The sequence below is a fragment of the Microterricola gilva genome (assembly GCF_004217495.1).
Lineage (GTDB): Bacteria > Actinomycetota > Actinomycetes > Actinomycetales > Microbacteriaceae > Microterricola > Microterricola gilva.
In genome coordinates, this window is record NZ_SHLC01000001.1 from 880113 (window position 1) to 896392 (window position 16280).

12 protein-coding genes are annotated in these 16280 nt (G+C 70.9%); 5 read left to right on the plus strand and 7 right to left on the minus strand.

Annotated features, from left to right (window positions below; all coding sequences use genetic code 11):
* Positions 1-5 precede the first annotated feature (5 nt).
* On the plus strand, positions 6-3074 hold the full coding sequence (locus EV379_RS03945) for an FtsK/SpoIIIE domain-containing protein (RefSeq protein WP_130504995.1): 3069 nt from the start codon (positions 6-8) through the stop codon (positions 3072-3074).
* A 34-nt stretch (positions 3075-3108) separates the two neighbouring features.
* On the opposite strand, the gene ald is transcribed toward EV379_RS03945, so the two are convergent.
* The 3 genes from ald to gabT form a co-directional block, all read right to left on the minus strand.
* Positions 3109-4224 (minus strand): alanine dehydrogenase, encoded by a 1116-nt coding sequence (gene ald / locus EV379_RS03950; protein WP_130504996.1) that lies wholly within the window; start codon positions 4222-4224, stop codon positions 3109-3111.
* A 77-nt stretch (positions 4225-4301) separates the two neighbouring features.
* Positions 4302-5303, minus strand: coding sequence for an asparaginase (locus EV379_RS03955; RefSeq protein WP_130504997.1), 1002 nt, complete (start codon positions 5301-5303; stop codon positions 4302-4304).
* A gap of 3 nt (positions 5304-5306) precedes the next feature.
* Positions 5307-6689: a 4-aminobutyrate--2-oxoglutarate transaminase gene (gene gabT, locus EV379_RS03960; protein WP_130504998.1), complete on the minus strand. Its 1383-nt coding sequence runs from the start codon at positions 6687-6689 to the stop codon at positions 5307-5309.
* 47 nt (positions 6690-6736) lie between these two features.
* On the opposite strand from gabT, the gene EV379_RS03965 reads away from it, so the two are divergent.
* On the plus strand, positions 6737-7210 hold the full coding sequence (locus tag EV379_RS03965) for an OsmC family protein (RefSeq protein ID WP_130504999.1): 474 nt from the start codon (positions 6737-6739) through the stop codon (positions 7208-7210).
* 373 nt (positions 7211-7583) lie between these two features.
* On the opposite strand, the gene EV379_RS03970 is transcribed toward EV379_RS03965, so the two are convergent.
* Both EV379_RS03970 and EV379_RS03975 read right to left on the minus strand, forming a co-directional pair.
* A complete protein-coding gene (locus tag EV379_RS03970; protein ID WP_130505000.1) occupies positions 7584-8636 on the minus strand; it encodes a hypothetical protein in 1053 nt (350 codons plus the stop codon).
* 84 nt (positions 8637-8720) lie between these two features.
* Positions 8721-9515: a lysophospholipid acyltransferase family protein gene (locus tag EV379_RS03975; RefSeq protein ID WP_242616223.1), complete on the minus strand. Its 795-nt coding sequence runs from the start codon at positions 9513-9515 to the stop codon at positions 8721-8723.
* Between the two features lie 166 nt (positions 9516-9681).
* Between EV379_RS03975 and EV379_RS03980 the strand changes: the two genes are divergently transcribed.
* On the plus strand, positions 9682-10767 hold the full coding sequence (locus tag EV379_RS03980) for a 1-deoxy-D-xylulose-5-phosphate reductoisomerase (RefSeq protein WP_130505002.1): 1086 nt from the start codon (positions 9682-9684) through the stop codon (positions 10765-10767).
* Positions 10768-10796: 29 nt separating this feature from the next.
* On the opposite strand, the gene EV379_RS03985 is transcribed toward EV379_RS03980, so the two are convergent.
* Positions 10797-11708 carry an NAD-dependent epimerase/dehydratase family protein gene (locus EV379_RS03985; protein WP_165397279.1) on the minus strand — a complete coding sequence of 304 codons (912 nt, stop codon included), beginning with the start codon at positions 11706-11708 and terminating at the stop codon, positions 10797-10799.
* 156 nt (positions 11709-11864) lie between these two features.
* Between EV379_RS03985 and EV379_RS03990 the strand changes: the two genes are divergently transcribed.
* A complete protein-coding gene (locus tag EV379_RS03990) occupies positions 11865-13193 on the plus strand; it encodes a M50 family metallopeptidase (RefSeq protein WP_130505004.1) in 1329 nt (442 codons plus the stop codon).
* A gap of 90 nt (positions 13194-13283) precedes the next feature.
* Here EV379_RS03990 and EV379_RS03995 read toward each other — a convergent pair whose 3' ends face one another.
* Positions 13284-14834 carry a succinic semialdehyde dehydrogenase gene (locus EV379_RS03995; RefSeq protein ID WP_242616224.1) on the minus strand — a complete coding sequence of 517 codons (1551 nt, stop codon included), beginning with the start codon at positions 14832-14834 and terminating at the stop codon, positions 13284-13286.
* A 69-nt stretch (positions 14835-14903) separates the two neighbouring features.
* Here EV379_RS03995 and EV379_RS04000 point away from each other — a divergent pair, with 69 nt between their 5' ends.
* Positions 14904-16280, plus strand: coding sequence for an MFS transporter (locus tag EV379_RS04000; RefSeq protein WP_130505006.1), 1377 nt, complete (start codon positions 14904-14906; stop codon positions 16278-16280).

Genomic DNA, 16280 nt, shown 5'->3' on the forward strand with positions numbered 1-16280 from the left:
GCCGCATGTCAGCTTCCCGCCAGCCTCCTCCGGTGTACGTCGGCGGCACGGGGCTCGCGGTCCCCGCCATTCCGCGGCGCCGCCAACGCGCACCGTTCCCACTCGTCGCCAGCGCCGCGCCGGTCGTGGCGGCCTGCGCGATCTGGGCGATCACCCAATCGCCGTTCGTGCTGCTCTTCGCCGCGCTCGGACCGATCGTCGCGCTCGCCGGCGTGCTCGACGGCAAACGCCACAACGCCGCCACGATGCGGCGTGAGTCCGCGCGCTTCGTCGCCGAGCTGGCCGTACTCTCGGACGAGCTCGACGCCAGACACCGTGACGAGCGCGAGGAGGCGTGGCGGCAGACGCCGACGGCGCAGACCATCGTCGAGCAGGACGACGATCCGGGTCGCTGGCAGAGCAGCGGCCCCTGCACGCTCTGCCTGGGCTCTGGCAGCGTTCCCAGCGCGGTGCGCTTCGAATCCCGGCTGCCGGAGGCGGAGCGCGACGGGGAGGATGCCGCGGGCGCCGCCGCGTTGAGAACGCTGCTCGCTCTCGCCGAGCGTGCCGGCATCGTGAGTAACGCGCCGGTGACCGCGGCGCTGTCCGGAGGGATCGCCGTCGTCGGGCCGTCCACGCTCGCCATCGCCGCGATGCGCGGTCTCCTGCTGCAGACGGTGCGCGCCCTGCACCCGGGCTCCGTGCTGCTCACGGTGCCGCAGGGGGAGGAATGGCGGTGGGCGGCTGCGCTTCCGCACTGTGCGGCCGCCGGAGCGGCGCGGACGCCGAGCAGGATTCGCCTGCTGGACAGGACCGGCGGTGATGGCGACGATGTCGACACGGTCGCGGCATCGCCCGAATCGGCCGAGGCCGTGCCGGAGGCGGTGCTCGTCGTCGCCGAGTCGGCCGAGCGCTTGCCACCAGGCTGCGCCACCATCCTGCGGGTGGACTCCGCACACGCCGCGCTGCTGGTGCGGGCGGCAGACGGGGCGACGGGCACTGCCCTCGTCCCCGAGCTCCTCGGCCGGCAGCAGGCGGCGCTGGCCGCCGAGCGGCTGCTGCGCGCCGCCGAGACCGCCGGGCTGCTCGGCGGGGCCGCCCGCGTGCCTGACCACGTCAGCCTGCACGACGTGCCCGGCTTCGCACGGCACGGCTCGGGGCTCAGCTGCGTGCTCGGCGTCGCAGCCAACGGCCCCATCGTGCTCGATCTGGTCGCCCACGGCCCCCACGCGCTCGTCGGCGGAACAACGGGAAGCGGCAAGAGCGAGCTCCTCATCAGCTGGGTGGTCGCGCTCGCGGCCGCATACACGCCAGAGGAGTGCACGCTGCTGCTCGTCGATTTCAAGGGCGGTGCCGCGTTCAGCAACCTGGCCAGCTTGCCGCATTGCGTCGGCCTGCTCACCGACCTCGACGAGGTGGAGGCGGCACGGGCCCTGGCAAGCCTGCAGGCCGAATTGCGTCATCGCGAACGCACCCTGCGTTCCGTGCGCGCCCGCGACATCGATGACGAGGTGATGCGGGGTCGGCTGCCGCGGCTCGTCATCGTCGTCGACGAGTTCGCCGCGATGCTCGGCAGCGCTCCAGACCTGCACGCGGTCTTCGTCGACATCGCCGCCCGCGGCCGCTCGCTCGGAATGCACCTGGTGCTGTGCACCCAGCGTCCGGCCGGCATCGTGCGGGACGCCCTGCTCGCCAACTGCAATCTGCGCCTCTCGCTCCGCGTGAACAATCGCGCAGACAGCCGCGCGACGATCGGCACGGACGCGGCGGCGCTCCTGCCGCTCGGTCGCCCGGGCCGAGCCGTCGTCGACGCGGGCGACGGGCGGCTCATCGAGTTCCAGTCGGCGGTCAGCCGGGTCGACGATCTCGACCGGGCAAGGGGTATCGACGAGGCGACGGGTCCCAACGGCTCCGCACGGCGCCCCTGGTTGCCGCCGCTGCCTGGCAGCCTGAGGCTCGGCGAGCTCGAGGCCATGCTGGCGTTGGACCCGACCCAGCATGACGGCCGCAGCGCCGTCGAGACGGGAGCGGACGGCAGAGGCATGGCACGGAGCGGGGAGGGCACACGGTTCGTCCTGGGGCTCGTCGACGACCCGGGGCAGCAGCGGCAGAGCAGGGCGGTGTGGGAGCCGGGGGAGCAGGGGCCACTGCTCGTGCTCGGCGTGGCCCGCAGCGGCCGGAGCACCGTGCTGGCCGCCATCGCCGAACAGGCACAAGCCGCAGCGGTGCCGGTGCAGCTCTGCGGCAGCAGCGAACCGGAGGCGTACTGGGACGCCCTCGTCTCCGCCGCCGATCCCGCCGCCGATCCGGCCGGCGGCAACATCGCCGGCGCCGATCGCCGGTCCGAGCCCCGGGTGATCCTCTTCGACGACTGGGACGCGGTGTTCGCCAGGTGGCCGATCGAGTACCAGGGCGCCGCGAGCGAGCTCCTCGGCCTCGCGCTGCGTGACGGCCAGCGGCGCGGCCTGATCATCGCCGTCGCTGCGAGCGTGCTGGGCGGTGCCGTGCAGACGCAGAGCGCCCTGTTCGGCGTCAGGCTGCTGCTGCGCCAGGCCGAGAAGAGTGAGCACCTCCGTGCGGGCGGCCGCAGCGGCGGGTGGCGTGCATCCGCCCCGGCCGGTCGCGGCGAGTGGCTGGGGTTCGAGATGCAGTCCGCGGCGCCGAACTCGTCTGCTCCACTCTCGCCCGGCTGGCCGCGACGGCAGCAGGTCGATCCGCTGCTCCCCGTTGACGACGGCATCGTGCTGATCGTCTCGACGATGCCGACGCGGGCACTCGCCATCGCCAGGGAGCGCGCGACATCCGCCGGTCAGCCGGATGCCGTGCAGGAGCTGGGCGCGGTCGAGCGGATGCCGGGGGCGCGACCGGTCGGCCCACTCGTCATCGTCGGCGACCCGGATGCCTGGCAGGCGCGCTGGGGGCTTTTCGCCGAGCTCCGACCGCACGCGACGATCGCATTCCACGAGTGCAGGCTCTCCGACTACCGCACGCTCTCTCGGCAGCGCGAGCTGCCGCCGCTGCTCACCCGCGGCGGTGAGGCCCGGGTCATCGCCGTTGACCGCGACGGCCGGGTCCGGCGGGCACGCCTCGCGTGAGCGTTTCGGGTGCCGTCACGGTGACCGGAGCGTCTCAGCCGAGCACCTCGGCGAGCTCCCTGGCGACGAGGGCGTGCGCCGCGGCGACGGGGGCGTTCATCATGGACCCCTCGTGGGTGTTGAGGCCGCGCGCCAGGGTGGGATCGTTCCGCATCGCCTCGCGCCAGCCGTGGTTTGCCACCGCGCGCACGTAGGGCAGCGTCGCGTTCGTGAGCGCATAGGTGGACGTCGTCGGAACGGCGCCAGGCATGTTCGCGACGCAGTAGAAGATCGAGCCGTGCACGGGGAAGGTGGGGTCGGCGTGCGTGGTCGGACGGCTGTCCGCGAAGCAGCCACCCTGATCGATCGCGATGTCGACGAGCACGCTGCCCGGCCGCATGCGCGAGACGAGCTCGTTGCTGACGAGCTTCGGGGCCTTCGCGCCCGGCACGAGCACGGAACCGATCACCAGGTCGCTGCCGATCACGGCCCGCTCCACCTCGAGCGTGCTCGAGGCGATCGTCGTGATGCGGCCGCCGTAGAGGGCGTCGAGCTCGCGCAGCCGGAACAGGTTCGTGTCGAGCACGGTGACGTCGGCGCCCATCCCGACCGCGAGCTGCAGCGCGCTCGTGCCCGCGACACCGCCGCCGAGCACGGTGACGCTCGCCGGATACGTTCCGGGCACGCCGGAGATCAGCAGCCCAGGGCCGCCGCTCGGTTTGAGCATGGCGTTGGCCCCGACGATGGGTGCCAGCCGCCCGGCCACCTCGCTCATCGGCGCCAGCAGCGGCAGCGCCCTGTTGGCCAGTTGCACGGTCTCGTAGGCAATGGCGGTGACCCCGCTCTCGAGCAGCGCGTGCGTCAGCGCCGCCTCAGCGGCCAGGTGCAGATAGGTGAAGAGTACGAGCCCCGGCCGGAAGAATCCGTACTCGGCGGCGACGGGTTCCTTCACCTTGAGCACGAGCTCACCGCGCGCCCAGGTCTCCGCCGCATCGGGGAGAATCGTGGCACCGGCGGCCTCGTAGGCGGCATCCGAGATGCTCGAGCCGACACCGGCCTGCGTCTGCACGAAGACCTCGTGGCCGTGGCTGACCAGATCGTGCACGCAGGTGGGGGTGATCGCCACCCGGAACTCGTTGTTCTTGACCTCGCGGGGGACTGCGATTCTCATGTCGCTCCTGCCTCTCAGCACACCGTTGTGCGTCGAGGGAGAGCCTACTCCGAGGCCGCAGCCCCAGCCCCGGCGAGCTAGACGCTCGCGCGGATGCGACCGACGATGCCGTCGCCACCGGAGAGCAGCAGGCCGAGCTCCGGCTCGATCGCATCGATCGCCTGGTGCTCGAGCGCGCCGGCATCCGCGAGCAGACGCAGGGCGACGATCGTTCCGACGCGGAGGCTGCCGTCGAGGGTCTTGAGGGTGACCGTCGTGCCGTTCGGGGCGACCATGACCATGATGCCCTCTGCGCCGAACTTGGCGAACACGCCGAGCCGGTCGATCGCGACGGTGTCCGGCTGGCCGGGGCCGGCGACCACCCAGCCGTTCTCGCGAACGGCCTCAGCCAGGACGCCGGCCTCGCGGAAGATGGCGAATGGGGACGCGGGCGTCGAGGTGCCGACCCGGTGCATGCCACGGGCGAGGGCGAGCAGCGAGATCGCGTGCACCGGCGTTCCACAACCGTCGATGCCGCTGGCGACGGGGCGCTCGCCGGTGAAGCGCTCGATCACGTCGAGCACGCGCTTCTGAAGCGGGTGCTCGGGGTCGAGGTAGCTCTCGAGCGGCCAGTCGTTGGCGACACAGGCCAGCAGCATCGCGGCGTGCTTGCCCGAACAGGTCATGTACACGCGCTGCTTGCCCGTGCCAGAGCGCACGACGGCATCGCGCGTCTCCGCATCCTGCGGGTAGGCGGGCGGGCAGCCGAGGGCGCTCTCCGGGATGCCGGCGCGCGCCAGCAGGCCGCGGACGAGCTCAACGTGCCGCGCGGTGCCGGAGTGGCTGGCGGTCGCGATCGCCGCGTCCTCGCCGCGGAGGGTGACCCCGCTCGTCATCGACGCGATCGCCTGGAACGGCTTCAGCGTCGAACGGGGGAACACGGGCGCGGCCGGGTTGCCGAGGCTGCGCAGCACGGTGCCGTCGGGGGAGAGCACGACGGCCGAGCCGCCGTGGCGCGACTCGACGAAGCCGCTGCGTTCGACGACGGCGAGCTCGACGGCATCCGCTAACGCGAAGGTCTCGGTGGCTGAGGTACTCACGCTCTACGCGGCCAGCTCGGCGAGGGCGTCGTCGATCACCGCGAGGGCGTCGGCGATGAGCGCATCGGAGACGGCGAGGCTCGGCAGGAAGCGGAGCACGCTGCCGTAGGTGCCGGCGGTGAGCAGGAGCACACCGCGCTGGGCGGCGTAGCTCGCGATGTGGCTGACGGCAGCGGCGTTGGCCAGCTTGCTGCTCTCGCCGGTGCCCGGCTGCACGAGCTCGATGGCGATCATGGCGCCGCGGCCGCGGATCTCGCCGATCACGTCGTACTTCGCCTTGAGGACCTCGAGCCCGGCGGTGAGGGTGCGCCCGATGCGCTCGCCCTCCGCGAGCAGCTCGTTCGCCTCGATCGCCTCGAACACGGCGACGGCTGCCGCGCAGGCGACGGGGTTGCCGCCGAACGTGCCACCGAGGCCGCCGGGTTGTGCGGCATCCATGATCTCGGCGCGGCCGGTGACGGCGGCCAGCGGCAGGCCGCCCGCGATGCCCTTGGCGCTCAGGATCAGGTCGGGCTCGAGCCCGAAGTGCTCGCTGGCGAAGTACTTGCCGGTGCGGGCCATCCCGCTCTGGATCTCATCGGCGATGAAGACGATGCCGTTGGCCGTGCACCAGTCCTGCAGCAGGTTGAGGTAGCCGTCGGCGGGGACCATGAAGCCGCCCTCGCCCTGGATCGGCTCGACGACGAGGCAGGCGAGCTCTGAGGCGCCGATGATCTTCTCGAGGTAGCCGATCGTGCGCGCCGCGGCATCCGCGCCGCTCAGGCCGTCGTGATACGGGTAGCTGCTCGGTGCGTGGTAGACGTCGCCGGCGAGCGGGCCGAAGCCGGTCGCGTACGGCGCGGCCTTGAAGTTCATGGCCATGGTCAGGTTCGTGCGGCCGTGGTAGGCGTGGTCGAGCACGGCGACGCCTCGGCGGCCGGTGTACTTGCGGGCGATCTTGACGCCGTTCTCCACTGCCTCCGCGCCGGAGTTGACGAGCACGCTCTTCTTGGCGAAGCTGCCGGGCGTGTGCTCCGCGAGCAGCTCTGCCACGCGGACGTACTCCTCGTAGGGCGTGACGGTGAAGAGGGTGTGAATGACGTCACCGAGCTGCTCGGATGCCGCGGCGACGACGCTCGCCTCCGTGTGGCCGACGGTGGTCACACCGATGCCGGCACCGAAGTCGATGAAGTGGTTGCCGTCGACGTCGACCAGGATCGCGCCGTTCGCTTGGGTGATGTAGACGGGCAGCACCGAGGCGACGCCGCTGGAGACGACGGCGTTGCGACGTTCCTGCAACTCGATCGAACGCGGCCCGGGGATGCTCGTCACGATTTTCCGCTCCTGCGGCACCGTGAATGCTGGGCTTGTCGACGCGGACGCGGAGGAGGTGAGAGTCTCAGTCATGATGGTGTCAGCTTATCGCGAGGCCTCGCAGTGACGAAGGAGCAGCAGTGCAGAACGAACACAACTACGCGGTGCGCGTGGAGTGGCAGGGCAACCGCGGAACGGGCACGAGCGCCTACCGCGAGTACGGGCGCCAGCACGAGGTGAGTGCGGCCGGCAAACACCCGATCGCCGGCTCCGCCGACCGCACCTTCCACGGCGACCGCGAGCGCTGGAACCCGGAGGAGATGCTGCTGGCAGCGCTCAGCCAGTGCCACATGCTCTCCTACCTGCACGTCGCCGTTCGACACGGCGTCGTCGTGCTCGACTACACGGACGACGCCGTCGGCACGATGCGCTCCGAGGCCTCGGGCGCCGGCCGCTTCACCTCGGCGACGCTGCGGCCACGGGTGACGGTGGCGGATGCCGCGCAGATCGAGCTCGCGAGCACCCTGCACGCCGAGGCGTCCGCCCTCTGCTTCATCGCCAACTCCGTCAACTTCCCGGTCGACCACGAGCCCGAGACCGTCGCGGCCGGCTGAGTGCGGGGAGCGCGCCGACTGCGTGGACCGGTGTCGCGGCTTCCGCGGCGCCCGGTTCACGGCGGTACTCGGCTTCGGGGGCGGCCTCGTTCCTCGGCTGCTCCCTCGAGCCGGCGTGGGTCTCTCGACCCGGCGTGGGTCTCTCGACCCGGCGTGGGTTTCCTCGCGCCGGCGCGGGTCTCTGCACGCTGGCTTGAGCGAGCGTCGCCGCGACGAAGGAGCAGCGACGCCCGCGACGCCCTGAGCGGATCTGCGGAGACTGGGTGCCGCGGCTTTCGCGGCGCCCGGCTCACGGCGCTACTCTGCTTCGGGGGCGGCCTCGTTCCTTGGCTGCTCCCTCGAGCCAGCGTGAGCTCCGGCGACGGGGCGAGCGCTAGCTGAGCGCGGGCAGCGCGGCCAGCGGCCAGCGCGGAACGCCGCAGCCGTGGCCACCGACGAGGTTGGTGCATGCACCGAAGAACGCCGGGAACGGCACGGTCTGCGGGTCGCCGAACCACTTGGAGTAGAGCAGCCAGAAGTTGAGGTTGCCGTGCGTCGAGCACTCGTCGCCCTCGCCGGCGAGATCATCGGTTGCGGCGGCGTTGGGCTGGTACGGCGTGTAGTTGTAGAGGTTCGCGGTCGCCTGGTTCTCGATGCGCACCGTCGACGCCCCGCACGCGGCGTTGGGGTGGTACTGCACGGGCACAGCGCCGATCTTGTACTGCCGGTCCGGCTCCTCTGTGTACTGCCGCATCTGCCACGCCGCGTTGTAGACCTGGTTGAAGAAGCCGAAGTACTTCTCGTCGCAGTCCGCGGTGTCCGGGCAGGCGTAGCCCATCGCGCGCTCATAGCCGTACGCACTCGGCCGGGTCAGCAGTGACTGCTCCTTCTGCAGCAGCACGAGCAGCGTGCGGGGGCTGATACCGCAGGCCGCGGCAACCTTCGCCAGGATCCGGCTGGCAGGCTCGGAACGAGCACCCGTGTATGCGGAACAGTGCTGGCCGCCCTCAGCAGGCTGGAACGTCGTGTTCTGCCGGAAATCGGCGAGGCAGTCCACGCCGTCCTTGGGCGCGCACTTCTGCTGTTCGAGGAAGTCCTGGATCTCGGACTCGGTCATCGAGAGGCTGTCGTAGAAGTTCGCGTCGCTGATGATGAGACCGGGATCGAACTCGCCGTAGACGCGGGGAACGAAGGCCTCTGTGCCCGCGATGCCCGGTGCGGCGATCCCGGATGACGCGACCATGCCGCCCGCCGTGCTCGCCATGGCCGCGCTCGCCGCGGCGGCGGGCCGCGGCTGCCCGGCCTGGGCGGCGATCGTGCCCGTCGCGCTCAGCAGCACCGCCGTGACGGCGGCAAGCAGCACGACACCGAGCCGCGACATCCGCCTCGGGCGCGATGAACTCGCACCGTGCTGCGGACGGGGGCTGAGGTGCCGTCGAGAAGTCATCAGGCTTGACCCTAGCGGCTCGGCCTCACAAAATGCTGACCACCACGGGTGACTGCTCCGCGCCGGGCACAGCCGGAGTGGTGGCTACAGGCGTTCCTTCGGGAACACCTTGTCGGCGATCTTGTGGAGCGTTCCCGACGGCGGCGCCTCGTTGTACTGACCGGCGAGTTCCTGTCCGGTGAGCGCGTGGATGGCCGCCATGATCTCGTCGGTCGCCTGGCGCCTGGCCTTGCCTGAGCTCGCCGCTCCGTAGTGTGCGAGGTCGAGCGGCTCGCCGAACTTGACGGTGACCTTGCGCACCCGCGGCAGCTTGGCGCCGATCGGCAGGATCTCCTGCGTGCCGATGAGCCCGACCGGAACGACGGTGGCCCCGGTCGTGAGGGCGAGCCAGGCGATCCCGGTGCGGCCGCGGTAGAGGCGGCCGTCGATCGAGCGGGTGCCCTCCGGGTAGAGCGCGAAGGCGTTGCCGCCCTCGAGGATCTGCTTGCCCTGGTCGAGCGCCGCCTGCGCGGCCTGGCCGACGCCGCGTTCGACGCTCACGGCGCCGATGGAGGTGAAGAAGGTGCGAGACACCCAGCCCTTGAAGCCGGTCCCGGTGAAGTAGTGCGACTTCGCGAGGAACTGCACGCGGCGCGGCGCGGAGATGGGGATGACGATGCTGTCGATGAACGAGAGGTGATTGCTGGCGAGGATGACGGGGCCGGTCTTCGGCACATTCTCGCGCCCTGTGATGGTGGGGCGGAAGACGGTCTTCGCGACCACTCCGATGAGTCCGCGGCCGACGAGGTAGACGAGACCCGGTGATTTGGTGGAGGCGACGGTGCCTTCTGCGACGTCATCGTCGGTCGCGGGCACGGCGGGTTCAGCTGCTTCGGTCACTCGACGACAGTACGCGCATTCATATGCCAATGACGGCATTTGTCTTGTCGGGTGTGCACAGTGTCCGCCCGGCACGGGTCTGACCGCGCGCAACAGCACCGCCAGACGCCGACCCACTCTTGCGGCCCTGGGTGCCATCGGCCACTGCTCGCCGTAGGCTGATGGCGTGCGCAAGGTGATCATTCTCGGTTCGACAGGTTCCATCGGAACGCAGGCACTCGACGTGATTCGGGCAAACCCCGAGCGTTTCGAGGTGGTCGGCCTCGCGGCCGGCAGCAACGCCGACATGCTCGAGGCCCAGGCAGCCGAGTTCTTCGTCGACGACACGGCGCTCGGTGCCGTGGATGCCGAGGCCCTCGTGCGCAGTGTCGACGCCGACGTTGTGCTCAACGGCATCACCGGCTCCGTCGGCCTCGGGCCGACGCTCGCCGCCCTGGAGACCGGCCGCACCCTGGCCCTGGCCAACAAGGAGTCGCTCATCGTCGGCGGCGAGCTGGTGACGGGCATCGCTGCGCCTGGGCAGATCGTGCCCGTCGACTCCGAACACTCCGCACTGGCCCAGGCGCTCCTCGCCGGGAGAGCCTCCGAGGTGCGCAGACTCGTCGTCACGGCATCCGGTGGCCCCTTCCGCGGCCGCAGTGCCGAGTCGCTGGCCGGCGTCACCCCGGCCGAGGCGCTCGCCCACCCGACCTGGGACATGGGACTCGTCGTCACGACGAACTCCGCCACCCTCGTGAACAAGGGGCTCGAGGTCATCGAGGCACACCTGCTCTTCGATGTGCCATACGAGCGCATCGACGTCGTCGTGCACCCGCAGTCGATCGTGCACTCCATGGTCGAGTTCATCGACGGTTCGACGATCGCCCAGGCCTCGCCGCCGGATATGAAGTTGCCGATCTCGCTCGGGCTGGACTGGCCGAACCGGGTGGGCGGCGTCGGCCGGCCGATCGACTGGACCACCGCGCAGAGCTGGACGTTCGAGCCGCTCGACGAGAGTGTCTTCCCCGCCGTCGCCCTTGCCAAGCAGGTCGGCCGGGCCGGTTCCAGCTACCCGGCCGTGTTCAACGCGGCGAACGAGCAGGCCGTGCACGCGTTCCACGCGGGTGCGATCGGGTTCACCGACATCGTCGAGACGGTGCGCGCGGTTGTCGACGGCCACGAGGCGGCTGGCGAGCTCAGCCGGGAGTCGTTGGCCGAGGCCGAGCTGTGGGCCCGCGCGACGGCCGACAAGCACATCGCCGCGCGGCGCTGACAGCGTGATCCGCGGACGCGGCCGCCCGCTCAGCGGTAGGAATCGGCCGTCGTGGCCAGCGCCTCCGGCCACGGCGTCGCGCGCACTCCGAGCAGGCGTTCCGTCTCGGCCGAATCGATGACGAACGGCATCCGGAACTGGTAGCTGGATGCCTCGACCTCGCGCATCAACGGGTTCACCGCGCCGAGGCTGCGGAGCAGCCACTGCGGGTAACCGGCAACGCGCCCCCTGCTGCCGTAGTGGGCGTTCAGCTGGTCCATGATCACCGTGCGGGGGAGCGCCTCGCCGCTCGGCACGTGCCAGACGCGTCCCCACTCGGCGGAGTCGGCCGCGGCGGCCAGCGTCGACGCGATGTCAGGCAGGTAGCTCCAGCTGTGCGGCAGAGCCGGGTCGCCAACGACCATCGCCTTCTTCGAGCGCAGTGCCGCGTGGAAGAAGGCCTCGCCGAGGTGTGCCGTGCCCGTCGAGCCCGGACCGAAGTAGTCGCTCGCGCGAACTTCGACCGCGCGGATGTCGCCGCGCTCGTGCGCGGAGAGGGCGGCGTGCCACCCCGCCAGACGCACGCGCCCCTTGGTCTCGGTGCTGAGCTCGGGGGAGTGCTCAGTCATCGGGCCGTCCGGCGCACCGTAGCCGTAGAGGTTGCCCATCATCACGAGCGCGGCCCCGCTCCGTCTGGCCGCCTCGATCGCCGCCGCGAACACGGGCGGCCACGCCGTCGGCCACTGCGTGTACGGCGGGTTGGTGCAGAGGAAGATCGTTGCGGCGCCGCTCGCCGCGGCCGCGAAGCCCTCGATGTCACCGGCGTCGAGGGTGATCGCGCGGGTTCCGGTTATGGCGGTCCCGCTCCGGGTGGCGAGCAAGACCTCGTCTCCGCGCGCGACGAGCCGACGCGCGAGCGCACCGCCGATGAGCCCGGCACCGACGACCAGCTGATGTGACATTGCGTCCTCCTCCCGGCCCCGTGCGGAGCATGGCCATCCAAACACAGCGCGCGGCCGTCGCACAGCCCCGCGCGGCATCCGGATCGGCGCGAAAGCACAGCGAGCACGCAGCCTGACATCAGCGGGCTCGCAGCGAGGGAGGGCTACGCTGGCGACGTGGATTCCGTGCTTCTCTTCGTTCTTGGCGTCGTCATTCTGGCGGTCGGCCTCGCCGTGTCGATCGCCCTGCACGAAATCGGGCACCTCGTGCCCGCCAAGCTCTTCGGCGTCAAGGTCACCCAGTACATGATCGGCTTCGGGCCGACGCTCTGGTCCAAGCGCAAGGGTGAGACAGAGTACGGCGTGAAGGCGATTCCCTTCGGCGGCTACATCTCGATGATCGGCATGTTCCCGCCGGCCAAGGATGGCACGTCGCGCAGCGCCAACACCGGCTTCCTCAGCAGCCTCGCGCAGGACGCCCGCTCGGCCAGCGCCGAGACGATCGGCGAGGGCGAGGAGCACCGCGCCTTCTATCGCCTGCCGGTGTGGAAGCGCATCATCATCATGTTCGGTGGACCGTTCATGAACCTGCTCATCGCCGTCGTGCTCTTCGCCGTGTTGCTGATGGGCTTCGGCTCCGCGCAGGCCAGCACCACGATCGGCAGCGTCTCCTCCTGTGTGCAGCCGGCCGGTTCGACCAGCACGGAGTGCGGTCCGAACGATCCGGCCGCACCGGGCGCCGCAGCAGGCATGCTGCCGGGGGACCGCCTCGTCAGCATCGACGGCACGCCGGTCACGAGCTGGGAGCAGTCCACGGAGGCCATCCGCGCCTCGGCCGGCACGGCGCTCGTCGTCGTGGTCGAGCGCGACGGCGCCGAGAAGACCCTCACTCTCACGCCGCTGCTGACCGAGCGCCCCGTGTTCGATGAGGCGGGCAAGCCGGTCACGGATGCCGCAGGCGCCACCGTCACCACCGAGGTCGGTTTCGCGGGCATCGGCCCGGCTGGCGAGCTCGTGCAGCAGCCGGCATCCGCCGTGCTGCCAGCCGTCGGCGACAACATCTCCGGCGTCACCCACATCATCCTGAACCTGCCGCAGCGCATGGTCGACGTCGCCAACGCGGCCTTCGGGACGGAGGAGCGCGACCCGAACGGCCCGATCAGCGTCGTCGGCGTCGGCCGGGTGGCCGGCGAGATCGCCGCGCTCGACAGCCTGAGCGTCGAGAGCAAGGTCGCCAGCATGGTCGGCCTGCTCGCCTCGCTCAACATCGCGCTGTTCGTGTTCAACCTGGTGCCGCTGATGCCGCTCGACGGCGGCCACATCGCCGGAGCCCTCTGGGAGGCGATCCGCCGCGGCTTCGCGAAGCTGTTCCGCAAGCCGGACCCGGGCCCCGTCGACATGGCCAAGCTGATGCCGCTCACCATGGTCGTCGTGATCGTGCTCGGCGGGATGAGCGCGCTGCTCGTCTACGCCGACATCGTGAAACCGGTCAACCTCTTCGGCTAGCTCCGCGACACTGCGAGCGAACTCGTAGAAACGGCTCCCCATCCGCTCGGAGGGGAGCCGTTTCTACGAGTTCGACGGATGCGGCTGAGCTTAGCGGCGGCGGATGCCCTTCAGTACCGCAGCCATCACGAGCATCACCCCGCTGAGCGCGGCGAACTCCGCGCCCGTGCGCGGCAGCTGGACCAGCCCGGTCGCGTGCGAGATGGTGACGGGTTCGACGAAGCGCAGCAGGCCCTCGCGGCCGTTGCGGCGGCCGACGCCGGACTGCTTGACGCCGCCCATCGGGGCATCGACCGAGCTGAAGCTCCCGCGGTAGCCCTCATTCACGTTCACGCTGCCGGCGTCGATGGCCTTGGCAAGGCGCAGCCCGCGGGCGGTCGAGCCGCTGAACACGGAGGCGTTCAGGCCGTAGTCGCTGGCGTTGGCGGCGAGGATCGCCTCCTCCTCGCTGTCGACGACGCTGATCGCGACGACTGGGCCGAACGTCTCCCCGGCGAAGCACGCCATCTCGCTGGTGACGCCGCTGAGCACGGTTGGTTCGAAGAACAGCGGGCCGAGGTCGGGGCGCGCGTTGCCGCCCGCGACGATCGTCGCACCCTTGGCGACGGCGTCCGCCACGTGCTCCTGCACGCGGGCGAGCTGCGCCGGCGTTGTCAGCGAGCCGACGTCGCTGCCGAAGTCGAAGTTCGCGCCCTGCACGAGGTTGCTCACCCGTGCGGCGAGGGCCGCGATGAACGGCTCCGCGACGCCGCGTTCGACGTAGATCCGCTCGATGGAGACGCAGAGCTGGCCCATCGACGAGAAGCAGGCGTACGCGGCATCCGCAGCGGCCTTCTCCGGGTCGACGTCGTCGAGCACGATGAGCGGGTTCTTGCCGCCGAGCTCGAGGGAGGCGCCGACGAGACGCCGGCCCGCCTTCTCGGCGACGCCGCGGCCGGTCGCCGTCGAGCCCGTGAAGCAGATGTAGTCGGCCTCATCGGTGACGGCCCCTCCGATCTCGGCGCCGTCGCCCGCGACGACGGCCCAGAGGGCGCGCGGCACGCCGGCGTCGATGAACGCCTGGCGGACGGCGAGGATGCTGAGCGCGCCCTGGTCGTCGGCCTTCTGCACGACGCCGCAGCCGGCGGCGAGGGCGGGAACGACGTCCATGGCGGCGAGGCTGAGCGGGTAGTTCCACGGCGTGATCACGCCGGCGACGCCCTTGGGCTTGTAGCGCACGCGGGTGGAGACGACGGTCGGGATGCCGCCACGGCGGCGCTCGCCGCGGAGTACAGGGCGTGCGGCGAGGGCGTTGTAGCGGGTGACGCTCAACACCTGGAAGAACTCCTCGAAGGCCTGGCCGCGCGTCTTGCCGGTCTCGGACTGCAGCACGTCCAGCAGCGCCTCGCGACGCTCGAGCACATTGTCGTGCGCCTGCAGCAGCACCGCGCGGCGGTGTGCGAAGCCGGCGCGGGCCCAGGCGAGCTGCGCCATCCTTGCACGCGCGAACGCGTCGGAGACGTCGGAGACGCTGCTGTGCGGCAGCTCATGGAGCACCTCCCCGGTGAATGGCGCGGTCACGGCGCGCGTCGTTCCGGAGGTGGCGACGAGGTCGCGATCGAGTTCGGCGATGAAGCTCGGGTGCAGCGGAGAGGCAGACATGAGCGCCATTCTAGGTCAGTTGACCCAGTTCTGTCGCCGGAAGGATCCGCGGCTCTGTACACTGCCGGAATGACCGCAACGGAGCGCGCCCTTTCCCGCAGAACAGTCGTCGGCTATGCCCTGGGTTCACTCGGCACGGGCGGCTTCGCGACGCTGCCCGGCCTCGTGCTCGTGTTCTACATGACGGACACCCTCGGCATCGGTGCGCTACTCGCGGGCGTGCTCGTGACGGTGGCCAAGATCTGGGACGTCATCATCGACCCGGTCATCGGTGCGCGGAGCGACAGCGCGCTGCGCCGGAGCGGCTCCCGCCGCGGCTTCATGCGCGCCGGTGCGCTGCTGCTTCCGCTGTTCTTCGTGCTGACCTTCGCCGTTCCGGCCGGGCTGCCCGCCGCGACATCCGGTGTCTGGGTGCTGCTGGCCTTCGTGCTCACCGCGACGGCCTTCAGCCTGTTCCAGGTGCCGTACATCGCGCTGCCGGCCGAGATCGCCGACGGCTACGACCAGCGCACCCGGCTGCTCACCTGGCGGGTCGTCGTGCTCACCTTCTCCATCCTGCTGTTCGGCGCTGGCGGGCCGATGCTGCGCAACCTCGGCGGCGACAACGAGTACCTCGGCTACCTGCTGATGGCGATCGTCGCCGGAGTCGTGATCGGCATCGGGATGCTCCTGGCCTCCCGGGTCGCACCGCGCGGCGTCGTCGTCGCGGCGCCGGCCGAGCCCTCTGGCGGCATCCGTCGGCACTACGCGGCCGGCATCGCCGTGCTGCGCCGCTCGCAGCCGTTCCGGGCGCTGCTGGCGACGTTCATGCTGCAGGGCCTCGCGACCGGCGTGATGCTGGCAGGGGCGAACTACGTCGCCGTGTGGGTGCTGCACTCCGAGGACGCGCTCACCCTGCTCTTCGTCGCCCTGATCGCGCCTGCGCTGTTCTGCGCGCCGCTCTGGGGCGTCATCGCCCGCCGCATCGGCAAGGAGCGCGGCTTCGTGCTGGCCAGCATGCTCTTCGGCGTCGCGGCGCTGGCGCTGACCGCGATGCTGTGGGCGCCGGGCAGCTGGGTCTACCTCCCCGTCGCCCTCGCCGGGGCAGGCTACGCGGGCATGCAGTCGCTGCCGATGGCGATGCTGCCCGACGTGATCTCGCACGATGCGGCAACGCACGGCGACGGCCAGGCCGGGACCTTCAGTGGCGTCTGGACGGCCGGCGAGACGATCGGCATGGCGCTCGGCGCGACGGCGCTCACGCTCATGCTCGCGCTGACGGGCTACACCGAGAGCGTCGGCACGACGAGCGTCGTGCAAGGCGAGGCGGCCGTGGCCGGCATCGTGCTGAGTTTCAGCGTGCTGCCGGCGGCGCTCATCGCGCTCAGCCTCCTGACGTTGCGGCGCTACGCGCTGCGACGAGGCGACATTGACCGGAGTGACATCGAAGCGGAGGCACTGGCGTGA